Raw genomic sequence first — 20,057 nt, 5'->3', positions numbered from 1 at the left:
TCCCAAAAAGCATTCACTACCCTATTCCCCTTTATACCCCTATCAGCTGATTGACCTGGACAGCCGATTTATTTTTCAACTTTGTACTATTAAAAACACTCCTGTCTGTTATCTGAAATCCTTGTCCACAAAAACAGGTCCCTGCTCCGCCTTCACGTAGCTTTTTGAGATTTTCTTCAGATTGCTGAAATCATTCATGGACTGAACGGAACTGTTTCTCTCTTTCATGATTCTCTCCTGAAGCTTCATCGTATTTTCCGAGAGCTTCTTCAGAATAGTCAGCGCTTCACTTTCCATCTTTCTTTCTACTGCGGTTTCACCGCTCATTGTAAGAGAAAGCTTTACCTGAAGGGCTTTCAGCGCTTCAAATCTTCTCTCATTCTTTCCGATGACACGAATGCACTCTTCCACATCCGTTCTGTCGACTTCCGTTTCCGCCAGAGCTTCGCTGAGAATCTTCATCTTTTCTTCTAGGAGTACCAGATACGTCATATCTGACTCCATGTGTTTCTTAATTCCTCAAGAAGCGCGATGACTTCATCTGCTATGTCCGGATTTTTATCTATATTTGCTCTAATGGTTCTGTCATACATATACTGATAGAGATTCATTAGATTCTGGGCTATTTCTCCACCTTCATCAAAATTCAGAGTACTCATGAATTCTGCAAGAATGTTCTGGGCTTTGATGATGGCATTATTGGTTTTTTCAATGTCCTGGTCTGCCATGGCAAGTTTTGCGATCTTCAGGTTCTTGATGGCTCCATCGTACAGCATGATAACAAGTTTTTTCTTTGGTGCTGTCATGACTTCATTGCTCTTATATGCATTTCCAGCACTGGCATAGGCATTTCCTGCGTACATGTACTATATCCTCCTACTTCTTGGTTGGTGTCATAGATGAAATCTGACTGGTGAGCCAGCCCATCTGGGATTCCGCTTGCATCATGGCGGTATCCAGCTTTGCGAACATATTGACATAATAAGCTTCTTTTCTTTCCATCCTTATGTTGAAGCTTTCCACCTGCTTATTGATATCTTTCAGTGTTCTGTCAAAACTGTCTGTCTTTCCTTTGATGATGCCTGTAGTCGAGGAAAAACTGTCGATGTATCCATTGATTCTGGACACGAATCCGATTTCGTTCCCTTCCGCATTCTTGCTGTTAAAGAAGTTCTGCACAATAAGTGGATCTTCATTCAATGCATCATTAAGTTTTGAGGCGTCAAAAGACAGCTGCCCGAATTTATCAACTGTACTGACACCTAGTTGAGAGATGTCACCGATGCTTGTGTTTTCATTGGCGATGGAAGAAGTGACCATGGAGCGAAGGGTGGACTGGAGCCTTATAAGACTGCTGTCACCAGCAAGTGTTCCCCTGGAAGCTGTTTCTCCAGGTGTTCCCGCCTTCAGCTTATCTGTGATGAAATTCATGGTTGAGTTATACTGATCCACAAATCCCTTTACCGCTTCTTCCACTTTAGAGGTATCCTTGGATACAACGATGGAGTCAGACTGCCCTTCTGCATGCATCTTTGTCAGATTGATCGTAGTATATTCTATGACATCATTTACACTGTTGCTGGTTCTTTCCACATCTACTCCGTTTACAGTGAACTTCGCATTTTTTCCAGGAATGATCTCCGCTCCACCTGTAGAAGTATCCAGTCCCAAATCTGAACGCATGGTTCCACCCTCAAGATCGGCAAGTTTGATTTCCGCATTTCCTGTTTCCACATTGGTTAAAACCAGGCGGTTATCGATGATTGCAGATCTTACTCCACTCTCTTTACTGATGGCATTGATCTTATCGGAAATAGTCCTGACCGTATCTGTGGCTGTCACCTCTATGACATTTCCTGACCCATCTTCTGCTGCATTGATGGAAAACTTCCCTGTGAGCCCAAGCTCTGTACTGCTGTCTCCTGATACAGAAGTCATGGCAGTAATGGCACCACCAACCACAGACCCTCTAGTTGCGAGTTGAGATACGGAAATATCATAGGTGCCTTCTGGTGTGTTCTTACTTACCGTAAGAGTTGCTGATTCTCCTCCGCTGGTTTTCTTTGAGCTGAAGGTTTCAGTGTTCTGCAATGCTTTGATCTTATCGAAAAGATTGGTCAATCTTGTTCTTACATCATTCCAGGCACTCATTTGAGTTTCAGTATTGGTTTTCTTTTCAGACAGCTGAATCAGCGGTCTTTTTTCCACAGCCATGAGCTGATCTATGGTACTCTGGTCGATCCCAGAATAGGATCCTAAAAAATTAATTGACATTGTTATCCCCTTTCATCAACAAGTATTCCAATTCTCTCCCATATGTTTGCAACCAGGTCAAGAATCTTTTCCGGGGGAATCTCCTTGATTACTTCCTTTGTTTTTGTATCAATCAGATTGACCATGACTCTACCGGTTCCTTCATGGACTTCGAACTTGTACTGCGTCTTATGTTCATCATTAAGGAGTCTGTTGGTGCTAGTGACCGCCCTCTCCACTTCTTCTTTAGTGAATTCCTTCTCATCTTCATTGTCTGGAAATTTTCTATACTCTATCGCTTGTTCTTCTTTAAGATTATGGCTGATCTTTTCTACTTTTAAAGCTTCAATCTTCGGCACTGGCTTAACATTGGTATCGGTTATTCCTGAAATCTGAATCAAAGTGTTCACATCCTTATTTATGATTAGCCTCTTATCCTGTTTCAGGATAATTTGCCTATTAGTATCTATGTCGGCTATATCATATCGGATTTAAGAGCTTATAAAACTTTTCTTACGAAAGAAATAGAAGATAGATAAGAAGAACCAAGACAAATACAGCTGAGAATATGAGGAGCCATCTATTTTCTTTTGTATCCGAAGCAGCTGTCTGCTCCTTCTTCTGCTGATCAATGAGCTCTTTCATAAGACCTGCTCTTGCAGCTTTTTCCACCAGATCTGTTCCCAGATGTAACGCCTGATTATTCATTGCATTCCCATTGCTATCCACTTCCTTGGTTTTCATCATTTCAGAAGAGATTCTCTGAAAGTAGACTTCCGGTGTCTCATGAAGCCTACGGGTGAAGTGGACTTCTGGCTTCAGCTGAGTATCTGCTTTTATGTGAACTTCATCTCTCCCAGCAAGAATCTCCTCTACTTTCTTCGACAAGCTTTCCACATTCACCTTCTCAGTAGCTGCAGAGGTCTCATTACTCTGTTTATTAAGTTCCATCAGCAACTTGGCTAAAGGATCCGTTCCATTGACTTTCATGATTCACCCCCATTACTTTTCTTGGTATCTATATCGGTCACTCTGGAAGAAATATAAATCAATGCTTGAAAATAGGCTATGGAAGTGAATCCAAGCCCTTTAGAAGACATTCTAATGTTTAAGAAGAGGCTGATGTACTTCTTCATTATGCCAACAAAAAGACCGCTATTTCAGCGGTCTTTTCAGTTTACTGAAGCTCTCCAAGGATATATCGGATGCTTTCATATTCTCATCTCTGATTTCATCATAGACTTCTTTTCTGTGCACGATCACATCTTTTGGCGCTTCAATACCCAGCTTGATCTTTCCATCTGAAGTTTCCAGCACCTTCACTTCGATCCTGTCATCGATAATGATGCTTTCTCCTGTTTTTCTGTTAAGAATCAACATTTTCTGATTCTCCATTCTTCTCAAATAATGGATGTTTGCTGCTGTAGCGCACATTGTTTAGCACATACTGCTTTCCTATACGATTTTCCGTATTCAGAATAACAGGAGCCAGAAGATTCATGGTGCTATTTTCAAACACGTCAGACAAGGTGACGATGTTCAGCATGGCAATCTGTTCTTTCTTTCTGATATTTATCTTCAGAAGCTCATTATCCGGTACTTCCATCTCATAATCCGCTTTGAATTTCCATGGATCCGTGACAATGAAGGAAACATATTCTCGCTCCACATCCTGCAATATAGTGAAGAATTCGTTCTCGGGAATAGGAAGGAGAATGAATTTTCTACTTTCCTCAAACCCTAGGATTCCATCTGGGAAGACAAGAATATCTTCTTCTCTTATATCCACTTCGCCAAGAAATTTAGTTTTTATAATCATCTTATTTCATCCTACCTTATATAATCTAATAGACTAGGCTGAAGAATCTGAGCTCCTGTCTGAAGTGATGCCTGGTATACCGTTCTCATGGTGGAGAACTCCATCATTTTCTCAGCCAGGTCGGTATCTTCGCTCTTACTGAGCAGCTCCGTCATACTAAGATTCTCTGCTGCATTTCTTTCTTTTGCAGACTCCAACCGATTATATACAGCGCCCATTTTAGACCTGAAGCGAATAGAATTATCTAGATGTTTATCTATATCTCCAAGAAGGTCCCCTGATAAGGCTTCCGTTTTTCCATCTTCCAGCGCTTTGGAAATGTTCACAAAAAGGTTTCCAATATCGTTATTGTCACCACTCGCACCTTCAACATGAACAATATTATATCCATTGGCAGGAATGGTGATTGTGACACCCTTTGCAATCTCTCTGTCAAGACCAATATGACCCGGTTCTCCCCCCGCTGGATTGTATCCTTTATATTCAAGTGCACCTAAATCGTTGATTGTAAATGGAGGCTCCGTGGTTTTAAGACTTCCAAAGATATATCTTCCATCATAGTTTGAGTTCAGCACCTGCTGAAGCTGTCCCTGAAGCGTATCCATTTCATCCTTTAATGCTGCTCTGTCTGTATCAGATAAGGTCCCGTTCGCTCCATAGATAATGAGCTCTCTAGCACGCTGGAGAGTACTGGTTACTTCATTCATGGCGCCATCAGCCGTATCGGTCCATCCAAGCGCATCATTAATGTTCTTCTCATACTGTTCATTCATTCTTACATTTCCATCCAGCTGCATCACTCTAGCTACAAGCATAGGATTGTCAGAAGGTCTGGATACTTCTTTTCCCGAAGAGAGCTGATTCTGATACTTCTGCATCTGCTTCAGATTTCTGTTGAGGTTTCTTAAATAATTCCCGGTGAGGGTATTATTGGTAATTCTCATTTATCCTGTCCTCCTATACACCAGTTCTGTTGATGAGTGTATCCAGCATCTCATTTATGGTATTGATGACTCTGGAATTTGCTTCGTAGCTTCTCTGGAACTTTAATAGATTCGTCACTTCCTCATCAATGGAAACACCAGATACAGATTCACGTCTGTTATTCAGCTGTGACAGTACCGCTGTCTGATTGTCCATCATATTGGACGCCTGTTCTGTCTTCACACCCACTTTGATGACGATGTCACCATATGCATCTTCCATGGTCGTTGTTGTACCTTTTGAATTAAAAGACATCGTCTCATCGTCATAGATATTGTTGCCAGCGAGATTCTCTTCACTTAGATTCAGTTTCACATTTCTCAAGTTCGCCAATGCCAAAGCTCTACTCCCATCACCATCAGGTGATTCTATTCCCTTGCCGGTGTTGACAAGACCTTCATCTTCTATGAGTTTTTCATTCACAGAAAAGTCCAGAGCACTGTCTCCAGTGAAAAACGCCTCTCCTGATGCACCAGCAGCATGAATGCTGTTAAAAGCATACTTCACACCGGTTGCAAACTTTGAAAGATCTTCTATTCTATCTTCAATTTCCTTGATGGAATTGACGTGTCCGCCAATGGCTCCGGAAGTGATGTTTGCTGCTGAAAGATCGGATAGAACTGGGGCTGAATCATCAGTAGGCATTTTGACAAAAACCGGTGTTCCCGGCTGAAAGTTCTGCACTTCATCTTTTGTCATGGTGATCTTTTCCACTTTGGACGTATTTCCACCAATCTGAACCTCGACAGTATAAACATCGCCGTTCTTTTCTACAGCTGAAACATTGCTTAGGATGGTAGTATTGTCCTGCCCACTCATACCTTCCCCATTGATTCTTGTAACCTGCTGTCCTGCAATACTTACAGAAGCTCGCCCCCATTTATCAAAAGTGGTTTCAATATCAGCTGCACCGGAAAGATCCTTTAAAATCTGATCTCTGGTGTCCATAAGATCATTGGGACTCTGCCCTTTAATCTGAATATTTGCAATCTGTTCGTTGACACCATTAAGCTGCGTTACCAAAGAATTCACATCAAATACATTCTTTCCGATATTACCTACAACATCTCCCTTGAGCTGATCTGCTCTGGATGCCATGTGGTTTAAGCTATCCGCAAAAGCCTTCGATTTTTCAACAACGATGCTTTTTGCATTCAGACTCTCCGGATTCTTGGAAAGCTCCTGCCACGCATTAAACATTTCTCCCATGGCGAAATTCAGCCCAGTGTCTGACGGTTCATTGAATACCATCTCAATTTGTCCGATGGTATCATACTGCGCTTCAAACTGAGAAAAAATACTGTTCTCATTTCTGATCTGAAGATCCACAAATTCATCCACCACACGTACTACAGACTGAATTCTCACACCGGTACCTAGCTGCCCAACGCCAGCAAGATTATAAGGTGTATCCGCTTTTATTTCAACGCGCTGGCGGTTAAACCCCTCTGTCCCCGCATTTGAAATATTGTGGCCTGTGGTATGTAAGGCGGTCTGGCTCGCATTAAGACCCTTGACTGCAACATTAAAACTTCCAAATAATCCTGACATAATCTACTCCTCTATACTGACTGATCAATGATACTGACTTCTTTGGCATTATTCATGCCACCGGCTTTAGAATAGGTCTTGTATTTAGCTGAAGTGTTTTTTGAAAGCGCTTTATAAATTTCCTCCTGGAAACTCAAAGCCTGCCTTGTGAGCAGTTGATTCACTTCCTGGAGCTTCTCGATTTCAAGTGCATAAACTTTTACAGATTCATCCGCGACAACGCCTTTCTTCTGTTCTTCAAGAATCACCGGTATAATCGCATTCTTTTTTTCTACAATCATTTCAAGTGAAACCGCATCGTTTCGAAGAAGCACACTCTTTTCCTCGTTAAGAACCTTGATCAGCTCTCTGAGTGCATCCTGAAGCCTTCTAGTATCGTTCATCTGTTTTTATCCTCTCTGCTCGTCTATCTTTTCAAGTATCTTATCTGCTATCTTTTCAGTATCCACTTTGTAGCTTCCTTCCTGGATACTTCTTCGGATGCTTTCCACCTTTTCACTGAAATGACTATCCTCGGACTCATTGATCTTCTTCACCAGGGCTTTTGCCTGAGTGGAGATTTCAACAGTGCTTTTCCCTATTGTCTTCCCATCCACATGACCATTTTTTCTCTCATCACTGGTCTTGTATGTGCTTTTCACGTAACCTGTATGAAACTGATCTATTTTCATGGAATTCACCTGCCTTTATTACTCTTATTCTATAGTATCGTAGATTCATTCGTTTTGTTAACCCCAAAAGAAAAAAAGAGGCGAAACTCCTCTTTTTCCTGTGAATCAGTATTCTATTGGGACGAAACTACTTCAGCCCTTTGACTCTGGCTTCCTTGCTCATGATATGAGTGATTCTGATACCGAAGTTTTCATTGATGACCACTACTTCACCATGGGCAATAAGCTTTCCGTTCACGTATACTTCAAGCGGCTCATCCGCCAGTTTATTGAGCTCCACAACGCTTCCCGCACCCAGTGCCAGTACATCCTGAATGGACTTCTTGGTCTTACCCAGCACCACGGAGAACTCCAGAGGTACATCCATGATGAGATCCAGATTTCTCTTCTGAGAAGGTTCTGAGGTATCTTTTAACGGTGCGAAAACAGGTTTCTGCACTTCCACTTCCTCCTCAAAAGTCTCTCTCTCTTTTACAGATTCTTCACTTTTCTCTTGTCTTTGAGCAGTATAGGTTTCTTCCACAGACGCTTTTCTTGCTGGTTCATTCCTGCCGGGTTCTTTCTTTTCAGCCACAGGTTCCCCCATCATAATGCCTACAATCTCCTTCACAGTATCCAGCGTATAGAGCTGCATGATGTCACTTTCAATGAGTCCTTCCACTGAAAGGTGGAAAGAAATCTTGCAGATGTATTCTTCATTGACAAACTTTCTGTAATCGATAGAATCCTTATGATCCCACACTTCCACGATAGGCGGATTTATGTCTATGCCCTTCCCCAGCATCTGGGCCATGGATGTGGAAGCCGACCCGATCATCTGGTTCATGGCTTCGGAAACCGCAGACAGCTCAAGTTCTGTAAGTTCCTTGTTGGCATTGGTTCCGTCTCCGCCCATCATCAGATCCGCAATGATGGCCGAATCCTCCACATTCATCATGAGAAGGTTATTGCCTTTGAGTCCTTCCTTGAATGCGATTCTGGAAACGATCTTTGGAACCTCACATTCGTCAATGATCTCTTCGAATCTTATATAACTCACCCTTGGTGTGGTGATGGATACTCTCCTGCTTATGATGGATGACAAAGTGGTGGCAGCAGTGGACATGGTGATGTTTCCTACTTCCCCTATGACATCCTTATCCGTATCTTTCAGGCCGGTTTCCTCGGCAGACGCTTTTTTCTTCAGCAGCGCGTCTACTTCTGCCTGTGATAAAAAGTTTTCTTTCATATCTCAACATCCTCTTCCACGTATTGCAATACCTGTACTGCCATCTTGTCCTTGTGTAGACCTGGCTGCACCAGGTAGTGGACCTTATCTTCCACATAGAGCTTCATGGGATGGTCTGTCTTCATATCCAGCTGAACAATGTCCCCTGTCTCAAGATGCAGAAAATCATCCACGGTGAGAATGGTCTTGCCCATCTCCACCTTCAGTTCCACATCAGTGGTCACCAGACGCTCTGCGATCTGATCCCTGAATCTGTTGTCTTCAAAAGTCTTCCCCATATCAAACCAGCTTCTGATGCTGAGCTTGTCCGTGATGTTCTCGAAGGACACATAGGGAATGCATATATTGATGAAACTTTTGGTTTCGAAAATCTCCACCACGAAACTGATGAGTATTACCGGTTCATTAGGTGACATGGACTGGACCAGCTGAGGATTGGTCTCCAGATTATCAAGCATCGGTTCCAGCTCCATGATTTCGCCCCAGGCGCTCTTGAACACCTTCAACAGATTTCGAATGACATCATCTACTATGCCCAGCTCGATGTCTGTGAACTTCTCCTTCTTGGGTCCTTTCTTTTCCTTGGCTTTGGCCCCACCACACAGAAGCTCGACAACCTGGGTGCCAAACTGCGGATTGATTTCCATAATCTGATTTCCACTCAGTGGTTCACTGTGGAATACACCCATGATGGTCGGATTGGGAATAGAATGAACAAATTCATCAAAGCTGATCTGTTCCACTGCACCAAGAGTCATATTCACATTGTTCCTGACCATGGTGGAAAGAACATTGGAGGCGCTTTTAGCAAAGCTTTCAAAGATCATATAGAGCGTGTTCACATACTCTTTGGAAAGCTTTATGGGTCTTCTGAAATCATAGGCTCTGACTTTATTCTTTTCCTCTTCCTCTTTAATCTCCTCCGGATTGATCTCTCCGGTATTCAGTGCATTAAGCAGCGAATCGATTTCCTGTTGTGATAGTACCTGTTTCAAGTTATCCCCTCATTTACGAAATAATGCGATCCAAATCGATGTAGTTTACAAGATCCTGTTCCAGCTGCAGTATACCCACTACACCGCTTTTCGTCTCTGCGGACACTTTTTCAATATCCTTTTCCTCGATTTTCAGAACTTCCTTCACTTCAGTAACCAGTATACCAAGTTTTTCGTCCTGGCGGTCAAGTATAACGATATTATTATAGCACTGGTCTTCCCCTAGGCGCAAAAGCTTTGCCAGATTTACAAGTGAAATCACATTTCCCCGTAGATTGATCAATCCTTCTATGTGCCTTGGCGCATTGGGCACAATCGTGGATGGAATCAGCTTGCTGATTTCCTCCACCTGATCGGAATTCACTGCGTAATATTTTTCACCTAAAGTAAAAACGATGATCTGTCTTTCCATGGCTACTTACAGGCTTTCACGATGGAGTCGATGACTCTGTCGGTTTCAAAAGGCTTTACGATGAAATCCAGTGCGCCCGACTGAATAGCCTCCATGACCATGGCCTGCTGTCCCATGGCGCTGCACATGATGACCCTGGCAGAAGCATCGATCTTCTTGATGCCCTTGAGTGCTTCAATTCCGTCCATTTCCGGCATGGTGATGTCCATCGTCACGATATCAGGTCTTTCTGCCTTGTACTTTTCAATGGCATCGGCACCGTTCTGCGCTTCCGCCACTACTTCATATCCGTTCTTCTCCAGTATATCCTTGAGTTTCATCCTCATGAATATGGCATCATCTACAATCATAATTCTCTTTGACATGGTTATTCTCCCTTCAATTTACACTCCGATTTTCTGAAAGAGGTTTTCTAGAACCCCTGGTCTAGGGATGAAGTACAAGGAGGAATCCACCTTGGCTCCATCATACATGAATTCATTCTTTATGATCATCACCTGATCGTCATACTGTTCATTCTCTATGTAGGCGTAACTTAAAATGGCGCCGAACATATCTGCCGTTATGGCAGGCACAGAGGAGAACAGAGAAATATCCAGCAGTCTGGACAAAGCATTTAGGTAAGAGGTGACCACGATATTTACAAGCTCGCTCACAGCAGAATACTCCATCTCCTCATTCATCTCAAAGTCTGGAGGAAGCATCATTTTCACAAGCTTCTTCGCATTCTCCTCGGTGCATACAAAGAGGAAATTCCCGTGGGCTTCACCCATCATTCTCAGGGATACAGCGATCACTTCAATCTCTTCCCCCATGATTTTCTCATAGATTTCATCATATTCCAGAATTTCGATGGTGGGCACGCTCATGTTGATGAATTTCCCCACCATCTGGGAAATGGCTGTGGCGGCGTTTCCTCCTCCGATGTTCGCCAGTTCCTTTAAGACATCCAGTTGCATGGGAGAGAATTCCTCTTTATTCAAGCCGTCTCCCCCTTTCCAGAAACGAGATTACCCACATCCAGAATCAAAGTGATGTCTCCGTTTCCTAGAATGGCTGCACCAAGATACTCATTCATCTTACCGACACTTCCTGAGAGCTTCTTGATGACAATCTCCTGCTGACCGATCAGCTCATCCACCAGAAGTCCATACTGCTTTCCGCCTATGTTCACCATGATGATGTGCTGATTGGAAGTATCCATTGGAAGAGACAGTTTTTCATTGATCCGAATCACCGGGATCACTTTTTCTCTGTAGATATAGACTTCTCCGTTATGAGAGTCTTTGACATCCCCTTCATTGACCTTCACCACTTTTTCGATGAGCCCCAGTGGAAGAGCAAAGGTTTCTTGGCTCACATGAACCATCAGCGCCTGGATGATGGAGAGGGTCAACGGCAGCTTGATGACAAAGCTTGTGCCTTTGCCGATAACGCTGTCCACTTCGATGTTTCCACCGAGCGATGTGATCTTTGAACGGACCACATCCATTCCCACTCCTCTTCCGGATATATTTGTCACTTCCGTATTGGTGGAGAAGCCCTGGTTGAAGATCAGCTGAATCAGTTCATTCTTGTCCAATCCTTCTGTAGGAATGCCTTTTCTCTCCGCACTTTCTCTGATCTTTTCAGGATCTATTCCTTTCCCGTCATCACTGACCTTGATGACCACCTTGTTTCCTTCCTGATAAGCAATGAGCTCGATGATCCCCTTCGGGTTCTTACCGGATGCGATTCTTTCTTCTCTGGACTCAATGCCATGATCCGCCGCATTTCTGATGAGATGAACCAGTGGTTCTCCAAGCTCGGAGACCACGGTACGGTCCAGCTCCGTTTCTTCTCCTTCGATGACAAGATCCATGTCTTTTCCCAGTTCCTGGGTCAGATCCCTGATCATTCTCGGGAAACGGTTGAATACCACATTCACCGGCTGCATTCTGATTTTCAGGACCAGATCCTGAAGATCAGAGGTGATTCTTGCCACCTGCTCCAGAGGTTCATTGATTTCTGTGGCTTTATACTGGGTGCTGAGCTCCTCCAGTCTTGTTCTGTAGATGACCAGCTCCGACACGAGATTCATGAAGTTATCCAGCCTGGAAAGATCCACTCGGATGGACTGGCTGGCATGGGCTGCTGTGCCATGTTTCTCTTCTGCTCTGTTTTTGCTGTTCTCTTTCTGCTCTCCGGAAACTCTGGTCTCTGTATTCTTTTCTTCCGTTTTCTCCGTGGAAATCAAATAGGCATGCTGAAGGTCTTCCTCTGAGATTTCCTTCATTTCCACTTCCTCGATTTCAGCTACATTCTCAATGGTTTCCCGCACCGCTTCCGGTCCCTTCTGGGAAAGATAAAGAAGCTTGAAGATCTCCTCATAGTTCCCTTCTTCAAGGTCTTCCACCCCGGGACTTGTTTCCAGGATCTCACCGGACTGTTCTAGTTTGTTCACCACCAGATAGGCTCTTGCTCCTTTGAGCATACAGCTCTTTGTCACTTTCACCATAATGCTGTAGGCTCTGTATCCCTTATCCATGGCCTGCCTGATGATGGAAGCGTCAATATCGCTTACTGCATCAAAGGTTTCCGATTCTGTCTTTCCTGTCTCTTCATCTGTCTTTGATCCATCTTCCTTCTTTCCCGAAAGATTTTTCAGCTCTTCCAAAAGATCTGTGATGTCATAGTCTGGATAATGGTCGTCTCTCAAATCTTCCACAATCTCTGAAAGCTTATCCAGACACTTGAAGATGACACTGACCACATCGCTTGTGACTTTCAGCGACCCCTGTCTGAACTGCTCCAGCACATTCTCCATATTATGGGTCAGCTCCGTCATGGTGGTATACCCCATGGTGGCCGCCATGCCCTTCAGCGTATGGGCTGAGCGGAAAATCTCATCTATGATGCCTGGACTCTCTGTATCCTTTTCCAGAACCAGAAGATTGTCATTGAGACTCTGCAGGTACTCATCTGTTTCCTCGAAAAACAGATCCCTGTATTTTTGTGTATCGTCCATGAAAAATATCCCCCTTAGACTTTCTCATATAGAAAAGTGGAAAGCTTTCTGAATCCGAAGCTGGCCGGATTGTAGATAGCTTCCGTGGCACCTGTGAAGAAGATGCCTCCCTTTTCCAGTGATTCATTGATTTTTCTGTATACTTCATTTTTGGCTTCATTCTTGAAATAGATGGTCACATTTCTGCAGATCACCGCATGGAAGTTCTTCTCATAACGGTCCAGTAGCAGATCATGTTTCTTGAACTGCACTCTCGATTTTATGGTATCCAGAATCTGATACTCATTGCCTGACTGCTTAAAATAATGACTCAGTTCCGAAGGTGCGACATTTTTCAGTTCACTTTCCTTATACTTTCCTTCTTTCGCTCTCAAGAGTATGGTGTCATCGATATCCGTAGCTAAGATTCTAGCGTTCCTGATTCTGTTCTTCTCCATGATCATGGCGATGGAATAGGGTTCTGCACCAATGGAGCAGGCTGCGCTCCAGACCTTTAGGTTCTGAAACCTTGGCACCAGAACTTTCTGAATCACTTCCTCGAACTCATCAAAGATCTCCTTATTCCGATAGAACTCCGTCACATTGATGGTGATGTAATCGAGAAAGATCTTTCTCACATGGCTGTCTTTCTCTATGAGCGCTGCATATTCTCTGAGATCTCTGCACCCGGAAGAATTCATCACCGTCGTGATTCTTCTATGCAGCTGCTTCTCCTTATAAGCGCTCAAATCCATCTTCAGTTTTTCTTTGACCCAATGTTTGAAAAAATCAAAATCTAGCTCCATTTCTTCACCTTCACAATCTTTCGGATTTCTTCGGAAATTTCTTCCGGTTTCAGCACTTCATCCACAACGCCCTTGGTAACAGCATATCCCGGCATACCGTAAACCACACAGGTGTCTTTGCTCTGTGCCAGGGTGTAGCCTCCAAGGGTCTTGATTTTCTCCATACCGTCGGCTCCATCTTTGCCCATCCCCGTGAAGAGAACGGCTAGAAGATCTTTCCCGTACTTTTCCGAAGCGGATTCAAACAGGAAGTCCACCGCAGGTCTTACGCCATGGAGCTTAGGTTTCTGGTCCAAAGTGATTCTCGCTCCATGGATGGTCATATGGTAATCTCCAGGGGCCACATACACTGTTCTACCTTCAATCAGCATACCATCTTCCGCTTCAACCACTCTGAGGGGGCATTCACTATCCAGCCTGTCCGCAAAGGATTTCGTAAACCCCTTGGGCATATGCTGAACAATGAAAACAGGAATCTCAAGCTCCTTTGGGAGGGCTCTTACAATCTGAAATAGCACTTTGGGTCCACCTGTCGAAGCTCCCATGACTACAGCCTTTGTCTTTCGGTAGTCAAAGACATTTAATGCCCCTTCGCTTTTCTCAGCTCTGACTTCTAAGTTTCTATCCTTCTTTTCTGTTTTCCCGTCGATCTGGTTCACTGTCTGAAGCTTTGATTCCAGCTGACTGGTGATGAAACCTATATCACCTCTATCCGATGATTTCTCAATGAAATCAAAGGCTCCTTCTTCCAGAGCCTCCATGGTCACCGCACTTCCCTCTACAGAATGGGAACTAAGCATGATCACCTGGATGTCCGGATGATTTCTCTTGATGATCTTCAAGGCATCGATGCCGTTCATCTTAGGCATTTCAATGTCCATGGTGATCACTGTAGGTCTGTATCTATCTATACTATCGATGGCATCCTGTCCATTTCTGGCGGTCCCCACCACGGTGACCCCTTCAATCTCTGATGCAGCATCCGATATGATCTTCCGCATGAATGCGGAATCATCTACAACCATCAGTCTTACTTGCATCCTTCTTCCTCCGTTATAATACGATTATTGTCTTGCTGGCGGTCTTGATTTCCACAGAAAAATCCGCGAGATGAACCACCATGGTTCTTCCCATGCCCCCACCTGTATGGCTTCCCATAATAGGAATGCCCAGTTCAGAAAGGACCTTTTCCACCGCTTCCACATTTCTTTTTCCGATGTCGGAAGTGATTTTCTTATCGGGAAACTTGAACATACTTGCTCCACCGGCGATTTTCGCTACAAGATTTCTTGTCTGCAGCGTTCCTCCATAAAGCTCTCTCACCATCTTCGCCACCGCCAGGTCTGCAAATTTCTCTTCCTTGATGTCCCTGTTGAATGCGGTGCTGTCCGGCAGCATGATATGGCTGAGTCCGCCGATTCTCCTAACCTTATCATAAAGAGCGATGCCCACACAGGAACCCAGTCCCAGCGTAATCAGCGTATCGTCTTCTTTTCCGATCTTGTAGTCAGCTATACCGACTTTCCTCTGTTCTCCCATTTATTTACCACCAAACTTCTTTATTACGCTTCCATGACCTCTAGTGACTCTTCGAGTTCCAGTATTTCCTTCGCCTGGACAAAACTGAACAGCTTGTCCGTATCCATGAGGATGATGATGTCTTCCTCCAGCTTGATGAATCCTCTGATGTATTCACTGGAGATGCTTTCTTCTCCGATTCTTGACTCTTCAAAGGCCTCGTCCTCAATGGTTCGGATGCCCAGAATATCATCTACCACAAGCCCCAGATGAGCACTTTTCCACAAAACCACAATGATCTTGCTGCTTTCCTTCTTCTCCCCTTCGACTCCGTAGAGCCTCATCTTCAGGTCGATGACCGGCAGGACTTTCTCGTTGTATTTGATGACACCTTGAATATAATCCGCTGTCTCCGGTAGTTTCTTTGGTCCGCTGTATTCTATGATCCGCTCGATCCGATCAAGTTCAAGGGCAAAATTCTGATTGCTGTTGCTGAATATGATTACCTGTTTCATCTTAATTACTCCCATAAAATATTCGTTATGTTCTATATCGACTACTTTATCCATGATTTAATGTTTCAGGGAAATAAAATTGCCGTATATAAATCAGAAGGTGTCATCAATGCATATCCTTTCTGCTCTGCTTCTTCTGCATGAATGCATAGAAGCTCCAGAGAATCCCTTGAATTCTCTGGAGCTTCTTAATCAAACAGATGATCGATTTTCCATATCCATTCTATTCGATCTCTTAATGAAGCAAGCAATACTCAGCTATTTGTTCAGTCTTCGGATCACATCATACTGATGATCATGACTCTCGATGAATCCCTGGACCTTGGTCTCAATACCTTCATAACTGTCGAACTCCACAAAGGCATCCTTCAGCCTTCGGATGATTTCCACGTCCAGATCTTTTCTAGCAGCCAGCACATCCTTGGGAATATCTTCCGTTTTTGAGATGATGTCAATCTGGCTGATGTCAAGACCTTTCATTCTCGCTGTATCCATAGCCTCGTTATAGGTGGCCCCAGCATCGATTTCTCCTGCCAGCACCGCTTCAATGACATTATCATGGTTACCGAGGAAGTTTACCTGACTGAAAATCCTGTCCGGGTCCATCTTATGCTGCCGTATGCTGTCCCTTGCATAGAGATAACCTGATGCACTGTTTTCGTCCACATAACCGAAGGTTTTACCTTTGAGATCATTCATGGTTCTTACTGCTCCGTCTCTTCTTGCAATGATGTATCCGTTGTAGGATGCTTTTCCGCTGACCTTAGGGGTCACCACAGGTACCACATCATGGGCGTCATGGGCGTTGACATAGGCAAATGGAGAGAACCAGCCTACATCGATCATGCCCTCTCCTACTCCATCACTTAACGATTCATAGTTTTTCACGATGATGGTTCTCGCTTTCCTGTTCATGGACGAGGCTACCCTTTCCAGAATGGGCACATACATCTTTCTGATCTGAAGAGGAGAAATAAAAGGATTCACGCCGAAGATGATTTCATCCTCCTTCTTGAGACTTGCGGCTTCTTTCTGAAGCTTCTCCGCCACCTCGCTGATCTTCTGAGAGTAGCTGAGCATTTCCTCATTTTTTCTGTTCTGAGTCTCCACAAGAGAAATGGATCGGGCTGTGATGGTATGGGTCTCTTCCACGGCTGTGGTCACATCCTCGATGGCCTTTTCGATTTCCACCGTGGTATTCTTCTGAGTAAGCGACACCTTGGTCAGCTCTTCCACATTGTCTTTCACGTCTCTTAGGACCTGCCCGATTTCCTTGATGGCAGCGGAGGATTCTTTCACCACATGGTCTGCCTCTTCCATCTTCTCTCCGATTTCTCCCATGGCATTATTGGACCTGTTAATTTTCTCAAGGATACCACGGATCACTTCTTCAATGACGGTGATGGCTTCATCAGTCTGCTCTGCCAGCTTTCTGATTTCACTGGCGACCACAGCAAATCCACGACCTGCTTCTCCTGCTCGAGCAGCTTCTATGGCTGCATTCAGCGCTAATAGATTAGTCTGACTGGAAATCTTACGGATGTAGTCCACGATCTCATTGATCTTGTTGGAAGATTCCTGAAGCTCTACATTATTTTCTTCCGCATCCTTTATGAGATTCCCCAGATGACCGATGAATACGCTGATGCTGCTGATGGTCTCCTGATTCTTGTGCAACATCTCAATGGATTTTTGCGAGTGCATTTCTATCTCCAGAACACTTTCATTGAGACTTGTGGTTGTACCCACCAGTTCATTGATGCTGGCGTTGATCTCTTCCGAGCTTGCCGCATTCTGCTCGCTGAATGTGTCGATGTCATAGGAAATTTTCGCCAGCGTCCTGAATGTGCTGAGATTGTCCTTGGACAGCCACAGAAGCTGCTGGGAATCAAACCCCATATCTTCCGCGATCCCGAAAAGCGCCTCATCCAGCGCACCCTTCTCCCCATCCTTATGCCCTGCATGATGCTCTACGCTTGCTTCTTCATTCTTTCTATGCAGATACTCTGCTGCGAAAACTGCGAGAAGAGATAGAAGTGCTGTTAAGATGGCACCTGCCCATCCTGCATCAAGAATATGGTTTATCCCCTGCAGCAGAATCAGTACCCCTCCGATGATGATATAGTATAGCCCCTTTTTTCTGGTCATGATTTACCCTCCCATATTCTATTCTATTGCTCTATATTCCCGTATCCGGTCCCGAATCATCAGTGTGGTTCCTTTATAATACCTGCCTGTAATGTCTCCTTCTTCATCCATTACCTTGCAGAAGGTTTCAATTTCACCGGGTGTTCCGATGATGCCGGCTCTGATGAATTTCCCAGCCACCAGGGTGCCCCCCTTGACCACATTACCAGGTCTTTCAAAGCGGATTTCGTTTCCGGCGCTCAGTTTCGCCTGGTAACTTCCTTCCCCAGTGATGATGATGTCTCCACTGGAAGTGATGGTGGCACTCTGTGCATAAACCACCTTGACCACTCTTTCATCCGAAATCTCCTCTTTTATTTTAACTACCAGTTCCAGTAGCCTTTCATAGATCTCATTGAGCTCAATGAATCCTTCCTTATGGAGAAGCTTGATTTCCTTGAAGCAGTGCACATAGGATCTTCTGAGTTCATTCACAGTCTTCATCTGCGTTTCATTGAAAAGTGAACGGACCTTGTCTATCTCATGAAACACGCCGTCCATCTTCTCTTTCCCCTGATGTATGCTGTCCATGATCTCGTGTACCCCTTGGCTGCTACCCCCCTGAAGACCTGAGAAAATCTCCCTGGTGATGTTGATGGCCTTCTCCACCAGTGGAAGAAGCACATGAAATGCGCTGTTCTCATCCCCGGCCTGAATTCTTCCCCCAATGATTTTTCCCTGCACTTCCACATTCTGATCCGACAGAAGCTCCGAGTGGTAGACAGATCCTATGATGGAGATGTTTCCTGTAGCCTTTATGACCATATTGTCCTGGACATTGCCTTTGACCACCACATCTCCATCAAAGTCGATGTTCTCCGTATCTTTATCCAGATCTCCCACAACAGTGAGTAGAGGCACAACTCCGACCTTTCCGTTCTTAAGATAGGGTCTCCCGTCTCTGGATGCATAGATTCTGTTTCCGTCCTGTTCTGCACCCTCTGTGGCTTCGATGTCTCTGTCCTTCACTTCCAGCACCGGAATCTCGTTGCCCCGTACATCCAGACCAGGTGTGCCCTGTATAGCATCAGCCTCTTTTTCCGCCAGGAGCGTCCCTTTTTCGATGACAGGCTCAAGACCTCTCAGGATATCCTTCACGAAGATTTCCTTGCAGTAAGTAATCTTCGAAGCCTCACTTCTGATGGGTGCTTTTCCCCTGGCAACCACAATGTGCACACTTCTCTTCTCCTTGCATGCCTTCCTGAGTGGTTCCTCCATGATAAACTCAGGCAGTATTCCCGTGTCCAGAAGAATCCCTCGGACTTCTTCCACAGAAACAGGCTCACAGTCCCGATTTTCTTCCCCTATGGTTAGAGAGGCTCTATGGGTCTTCTCCTGATTTTCCAGAAAAAAGTGTTTGCCTTTGACGCGATCGATTTTGACATAGGCCACGAGATTATCTTCAGACAGTTCCACCCCTATGTGCATCTTGGGGTCAATGTCTGTAAGGGTATAACGAATCTCGTCTTCTTCCCTCAGAGTCACATTCCCTGATTTCTCCTCTCCATTGACGAGTAGTGTCATCTGAGGATGATTGAAGAAAAGAGAAGCCTCACTGCCTCGGCTCCTGGGATTGCTCACCAGAATTTTTCTATTTTTCACTTCCACCGTTCCGTTTTCATTTTCTTTTTCTTTCAACATCTGATTTTCGACTCTGACTTCAATTTCATAGCGACCAGGTGTTTTCCGCAGCCCCAGCATTTTCTTGTGCGGTTTTTCAATAACTTTCACCGTCAGGCTTTCTGCAGAACATCCGAAATAAGATTCTGCCATAACAACCGCTGCTTCTCTTGTTGATGCTTCAAATATCATCGTTTCTCCCTCCCCTTTGAAAGTATCCTCAGGACACTTCAAGGCCAACATGATTTTTGGCAGCCAGACGATCTTATCCAGTATGGACTTAGACTCTTGGCTTTGCGTCACCACTTTTCAGATGGCTTTGCCTTTCCATTCAATTCAGACTCCTTAACCTGGATTACCAGACTACTTCTACACCCTTTGCCTGATTATCCATCTCTATATAACAGTTTAGTAATGATATCGGTTGTAATATTCAACATTTAAGGTATCATACTCAGAATATTATCTTTTCTTCACTTGGATACTTTTTTACTTTCTGATGTTCTCAACGG

The 20,057-nt window shown here is 44.3% G+C and carries 23 protein-coding genes and 1 riboswitch; all 23 genes read right to left on the bottom strand.

The genetic code is table 11. The features are described 5' to 3' along the window. Positions 1–108: 108 nt before the first annotated feature. The 23 genes from J3A84_RS09970 to J3A84_RS09860 all read right to left on the bottom strand — a co-directional run bounded on the left by J3A84_RS09970 (position 109) and on the right by J3A84_RS09860 (position 19,737). Entirely contained in the window at positions 109–492 is a 384-nt protein-coding gene (locus J3A84_RS09970) for a hypothetical protein (protein ID WP_207599880.1), read from the bottom strand. Further along, a complete protein-coding gene (fliS, locus tag J3A84_RS09965) occupies positions 489–863 on the bottom strand; it encodes a flagellar export chaperone FliS (protein WP_207599879.1) in 375 nt (124 codons plus the stop codon). Before fliS ends, J3A84_RS09970 begins: the two co-directional genes overlap by 4 nt. Before the next feature lie 13 nt (positions 864–876). Beyond that, positions 877–2,274 carry a flagellar filament capping protein FliD gene (gene fliD / locus J3A84_RS09960; RefSeq protein ID WP_207599878.1) on the bottom strand — a complete coding sequence of 466 codons (1,398 nt, stop codon included), beginning with the start codon at positions 2,272–2,274 and terminating at the stop codon, positions 877–879. 2 nt (positions 2,275–2,276) lie between these two features. After that, positions 2,277–2,654: a flagellar protein FlaG gene (locus J3A84_RS09955; protein ID WP_207599877.1), complete on the bottom strand. Its 378-nt coding sequence runs from the start codon at positions 2,652–2,654 to the stop codon at positions 2,277–2,279. A gap of 112 nt (positions 2,655–2,766) precedes the next feature. Beyond that, a complete protein-coding gene (locus J3A84_RS09950; protein ID WP_207599876.1) occupies positions 2,767–3,243 on the bottom strand; it encodes a hypothetical protein in 477 nt (158 codons plus the stop codon). A 165-nt stretch (positions 3,244–3,408) separates the two neighbouring features. Next, complete coding sequence (csrA, locus tag J3A84_RS09945; protein WP_207599875.1) at positions 3,409–3,633, bottom strand: carbon storage regulator CsrA; 225 nt, start codon at positions 3,631–3,633, stop codon at positions 3,409–3,411. After that, positions 3,620–4,072 carry a flagellar assembly protein FliW gene (gene fliW / locus J3A84_RS09940; protein ID WP_207599874.1) on the bottom strand — a complete coding sequence of 151 codons (453 nt, stop codon included), beginning with the start codon at positions 4,070–4,072 and terminating at the stop codon, positions 3,620–3,622. Before fliW ends, csrA begins: the two co-directional genes overlap by 14 nt. A gap of 11 nt (positions 4,073–4,083) precedes the next feature. Next, complete coding sequence (gene flgL, locus J3A84_RS09935) at positions 4,084–5,016, bottom strand: flagellar hook-associated protein FlgL (RefSeq protein ID WP_207599873.1); 933 nt, start codon at positions 5,014–5,016, stop codon at positions 4,084–4,086. Between the two features lie 13 nt (positions 5,017–5,029). Next, on the bottom strand, positions 5,030–6,607 hold the full coding sequence (flgK, locus tag J3A84_RS09930; RefSeq protein WP_207599872.1) for a flagellar hook-associated protein FlgK: 1,578 nt from the start codon (positions 6,605–6,607) through the stop codon (positions 5,030–5,032). Between the two features lie 11 nt (positions 6,608–6,618). Continuing rightward, positions 6,619–6,990, bottom strand: coding sequence for a hypothetical protein (locus J3A84_RS09925; RefSeq protein ID WP_207599871.1), 372 nt, complete (start codon positions 6,988–6,990; stop codon positions 6,619–6,621). Positions 6,991–6,996: 6 nt separating this feature from the next. Then, positions 6,997–7,278: a flagellar biosynthesis anti-sigma factor FlgM gene (gene flgM, locus J3A84_RS09920; RefSeq protein WP_207599870.1), complete on the bottom strand. Its 282-nt coding sequence runs from the start codon at positions 7,276–7,278 to the stop codon at positions 6,997–6,999. Positions 7,279–7,405: 127 nt separating this feature from the next. Further along, positions 7,406–8,506, bottom strand: a complete 1,101-nt coding sequence (fliY, locus tag J3A84_RS09915) for a flagellar motor switch phosphatase FliY (protein WP_207599869.1) — start codon at positions 8,504–8,506, stop codon at positions 7,406–7,408. Further along, positions 8,503–9,501: a flagellar motor switch protein FliM gene (gene fliM / locus J3A84_RS09910; RefSeq protein WP_207599868.1), complete on the bottom strand. Its 999-nt coding sequence runs from the start codon at positions 9,499–9,501 to the stop codon at positions 8,503–8,505. The genes fliY and fliM overlap by 4 nt, the downstream gene beginning before the upstream one ends. A 13-nt stretch (positions 9,502–9,514) precedes the next feature. Continuing rightward, the gene (locus J3A84_RS09905; protein WP_207599867.1) at positions 9,515–9,913 is read right to left on the bottom strand and encodes a chemotaxis protein CheW; all 399 of its coding nucleotides are present in this window, start codon (positions 9,911–9,913) and stop codon (positions 9,515–9,517) included. A 2-nt stretch (positions 9,914–9,915) separates the two neighbouring features. Next, a complete protein-coding gene (locus tag J3A84_RS09900) occupies positions 9,916–10,278 on the bottom strand; it encodes a response regulator (protein WP_207599866.1) in 363 nt (120 codons plus the stop codon). Between the two features lie 18 nt (positions 10,279–10,296). Further along, the gene (locus J3A84_RS09895; RefSeq protein WP_207599865.1) at positions 10,297–10,896 is read right to left on the bottom strand and encodes a chemotaxis protein CheC; all 600 of its coding nucleotides are present in this window, start codon (positions 10,894–10,896) and stop codon (positions 10,297–10,299) included. Further along, complete coding sequence (locus J3A84_RS09890; protein WP_207599864.1) at positions 10,893–12,920, bottom strand: chemotaxis protein CheA; 2,028 nt, start codon at positions 12,918–12,920, stop codon at positions 10,893–10,895. Before J3A84_RS09890 ends, J3A84_RS09895 begins: the two co-directional genes overlap by 4 nt. 14 nt (positions 12,921–12,934) lie before the next feature. Beyond that, complete coding sequence (locus tag J3A84_RS09885) at positions 12,935–13,705, bottom strand: CheR family methyltransferase (protein WP_207599863.1); 771 nt, start codon at positions 13,703–13,705, stop codon at positions 12,935–12,937. Then, positions 13,696–14,745 (bottom strand): protein-glutamate methylesterase/protein-glutamine glutaminase, encoded by a 1,050-nt coding sequence (locus J3A84_RS09880; RefSeq protein WP_207599862.1) that lies wholly within the window; start codon positions 14,743–14,745, stop codon positions 13,696–13,698. The genes J3A84_RS09885 and J3A84_RS09880 overlap by 10 nt, the downstream gene beginning before the upstream one ends. Positions 14,746–14,758: 13 nt before the next feature. Further along, a complete protein-coding gene (locus J3A84_RS09875; RefSeq protein ID WP_207599861.1) occupies positions 14,759–15,244 on the bottom strand; it encodes a chemotaxis protein CheD in 486 nt (161 codons plus the stop codon). 23 nt (positions 15,245–15,267) lie between these two features. Continuing rightward, the gene (locus J3A84_RS09870) at positions 15,268–15,738 is read right to left on the bottom strand and encodes a chemotaxis protein CheW (protein WP_207599860.1); all 471 of its coding nucleotides are present in this window, start codon (positions 15,736–15,738) and stop codon (positions 15,268–15,270) included. Positions 15,739–15,996: 258 nt separating this feature from the next. Further along, positions 15,997–17,886, bottom strand: coding sequence for a phosphate/phosphite/phosphonate ABC transporter substrate-binding protein (phnD, locus tag J3A84_RS09865; RefSeq protein ID WP_207599859.1), 1,890 nt, complete (start codon positions 17,884–17,886; stop codon positions 15,997–15,999). A gap of 18 nt (positions 17,887–17,904) precedes the next feature. After that, positions 17,905–19,737 carry a FapA family protein gene (locus J3A84_RS09860; RefSeq protein WP_207599858.1) on the bottom strand — a complete coding sequence of 611 codons (1,833 nt, stop codon included), beginning with the start codon at positions 19,735–19,737 and terminating at the stop codon, positions 17,905–17,907. Between the two features lie 55 nt (positions 19,738–19,792). After that, positions 19,793–19,879, bottom strand: a riboswitch (cyclic di-GMP riboswitch). Between the last annotated feature and the right edge of the window lie 178 nt (positions 19,880–20,057).

The sequence above is a fragment of the Proteiniclasticum aestuarii genome (genome assembly GCF_017368455.1).
GTDB classification, from domain to species: Bacteria; Bacillota; Clostridia; order Clostridiales; family Clostridiaceae; genus Proteiniclasticum; species Proteiniclasticum aestuarii.
This window is presented reverse-complemented; position numbering and strand designations above follow the sequence as displayed.

What these genes read in the sequence shown, in the direction of transcription:
- J3A84_RS09970 (WP_207599880.1), bottom strand. Translation starts at nt 492, where the DNA reads ATGACGTATCTGGTACTCCTAGAAGAAAAGATGAAGATTCTCAGCGAA.
- fliS (WP_207599879.1), bottom strand. Translation starts at nt 863, where the DNA reads ATGTACGCAGGAAATGCCTATGCCAGTGCTGGAAATGCATATAAGAGC.
- fliD (WP_207599878.1), bottom strand. Translation starts at nt 2,274, where the DNA reads ATGTCAATTAATTTTTTAGGATCCTATTCTGGGATCGACCAGAGTACC.
- J3A84_RS09950 (WP_207599876.1), bottom strand. Translation starts at nt 3,243, where the DNA reads ATGAAAGTCAATGGAACGGATCCTTTAGCCAAGTTGCTGATGGAACTT.
- csrA (WP_207599875.1), bottom strand. Translation starts at nt 3,633, where the DNA reads ATGTTGATTCTTAACAGAAAAACAGGAGAAAGCATCATTATCGATGAC.
- fliW (WP_207599874.1), bottom strand. Translation starts at nt 4,072, where the DNA reads ATGATTATAAAAACTAAATTTCTTGGCGAAGTGGATATAAGAGAAGAA.
- flgL (WP_207599873.1), bottom strand. Translation starts at nt 5,016, where the DNA reads ATGAGAATTACCAATAATACCCTCACCGGGAATTATTTAAGAAACCTC.
- flgK (WP_207599872.1), bottom strand. Translation starts at nt 6,607, where the DNA reads ATGTCAGGATTATTTGGAAGTTTTAATGTTGCAGTCAAGGGTCTTAAT.
- J3A84_RS09925 (WP_207599871.1), bottom strand. Translation starts at nt 6,990, where the DNA reads ATGAACGATACTAGAAGGCTTCAGGATGCACTCAGAGAGCTGATCAAG.
- flgM (WP_207599870.1), bottom strand. Translation starts at nt 7,278, where the DNA reads ATGAAAATAGATCAGTTTCATACAGGTTACGTGAAAAGCACATACAAG.
- fliY (WP_207599869.1), bottom strand. Translation starts at nt 8,506, where the DNA reads ATGAAAGAAAACTTTTTATCACAGGCAGAAGTAGACGCGCTGCTGAAG.
- J3A84_RS09905 (WP_207599867.1), bottom strand. Translation starts at nt 9,913, where the DNA reads ATGGAAAGACAGATCATCGTTTTTACTTTAGGTGAAAAATATTACGCA.
- J3A84_RS09900 (WP_207599866.1), bottom strand. Translation starts at nt 10,278, where the DNA reads ATGTCAAAGAGAATTATGATTGTAGATGATGCCATATTCATGAGGATG.
- J3A84_RS09890 (WP_207599864.1), bottom strand. Translation starts at nt 12,920, where the DNA reads ATGGACGATACACAAAAATACAGGGATCTGTTTTTCGAGGAAACAGAT.
- J3A84_RS09885 (WP_207599863.1), bottom strand. Translation starts at nt 13,705, where the DNA reads ATGGAGCTAGATTTTGATTTTTTCAAACATTGGGTCAAAGAAAAACTG.
- J3A84_RS09880 (WP_207599862.1), bottom strand. Translation starts at nt 14,745, where the DNA reads ATGCAAGTAAGACTGATGGTTGTAGATGATTCCGCATTCATGCGGAAG.
- J3A84_RS09875 (WP_207599861.1), bottom strand. Translation starts at nt 15,244, where the DNA reads ATGGGAGAACAGAGGAAAGTCGGTATAGCTGACTACAAGATCGGAAAA.
- J3A84_RS09870 (WP_207599860.1), bottom strand. Translation starts at nt 15,738, where the DNA reads ATGAAACAGGTAATCATATTCAGCAACAGCAATCAGAATTTTGCCCTT.
- phnD (WP_207599859.1), bottom strand. Translation starts at nt 17,886, where the DNA reads ATGACCAGAAAAAAGGGGCTATACTATATCATCATCGGAGGGGTACTG.
- J3A84_RS09860 (WP_207599858.1), bottom strand. Translation starts at nt 19,737, where the DNA reads ATGATATTTGAAGCATCAACAAGAGAAGCAGCGGTTGTTATGGCAGAA.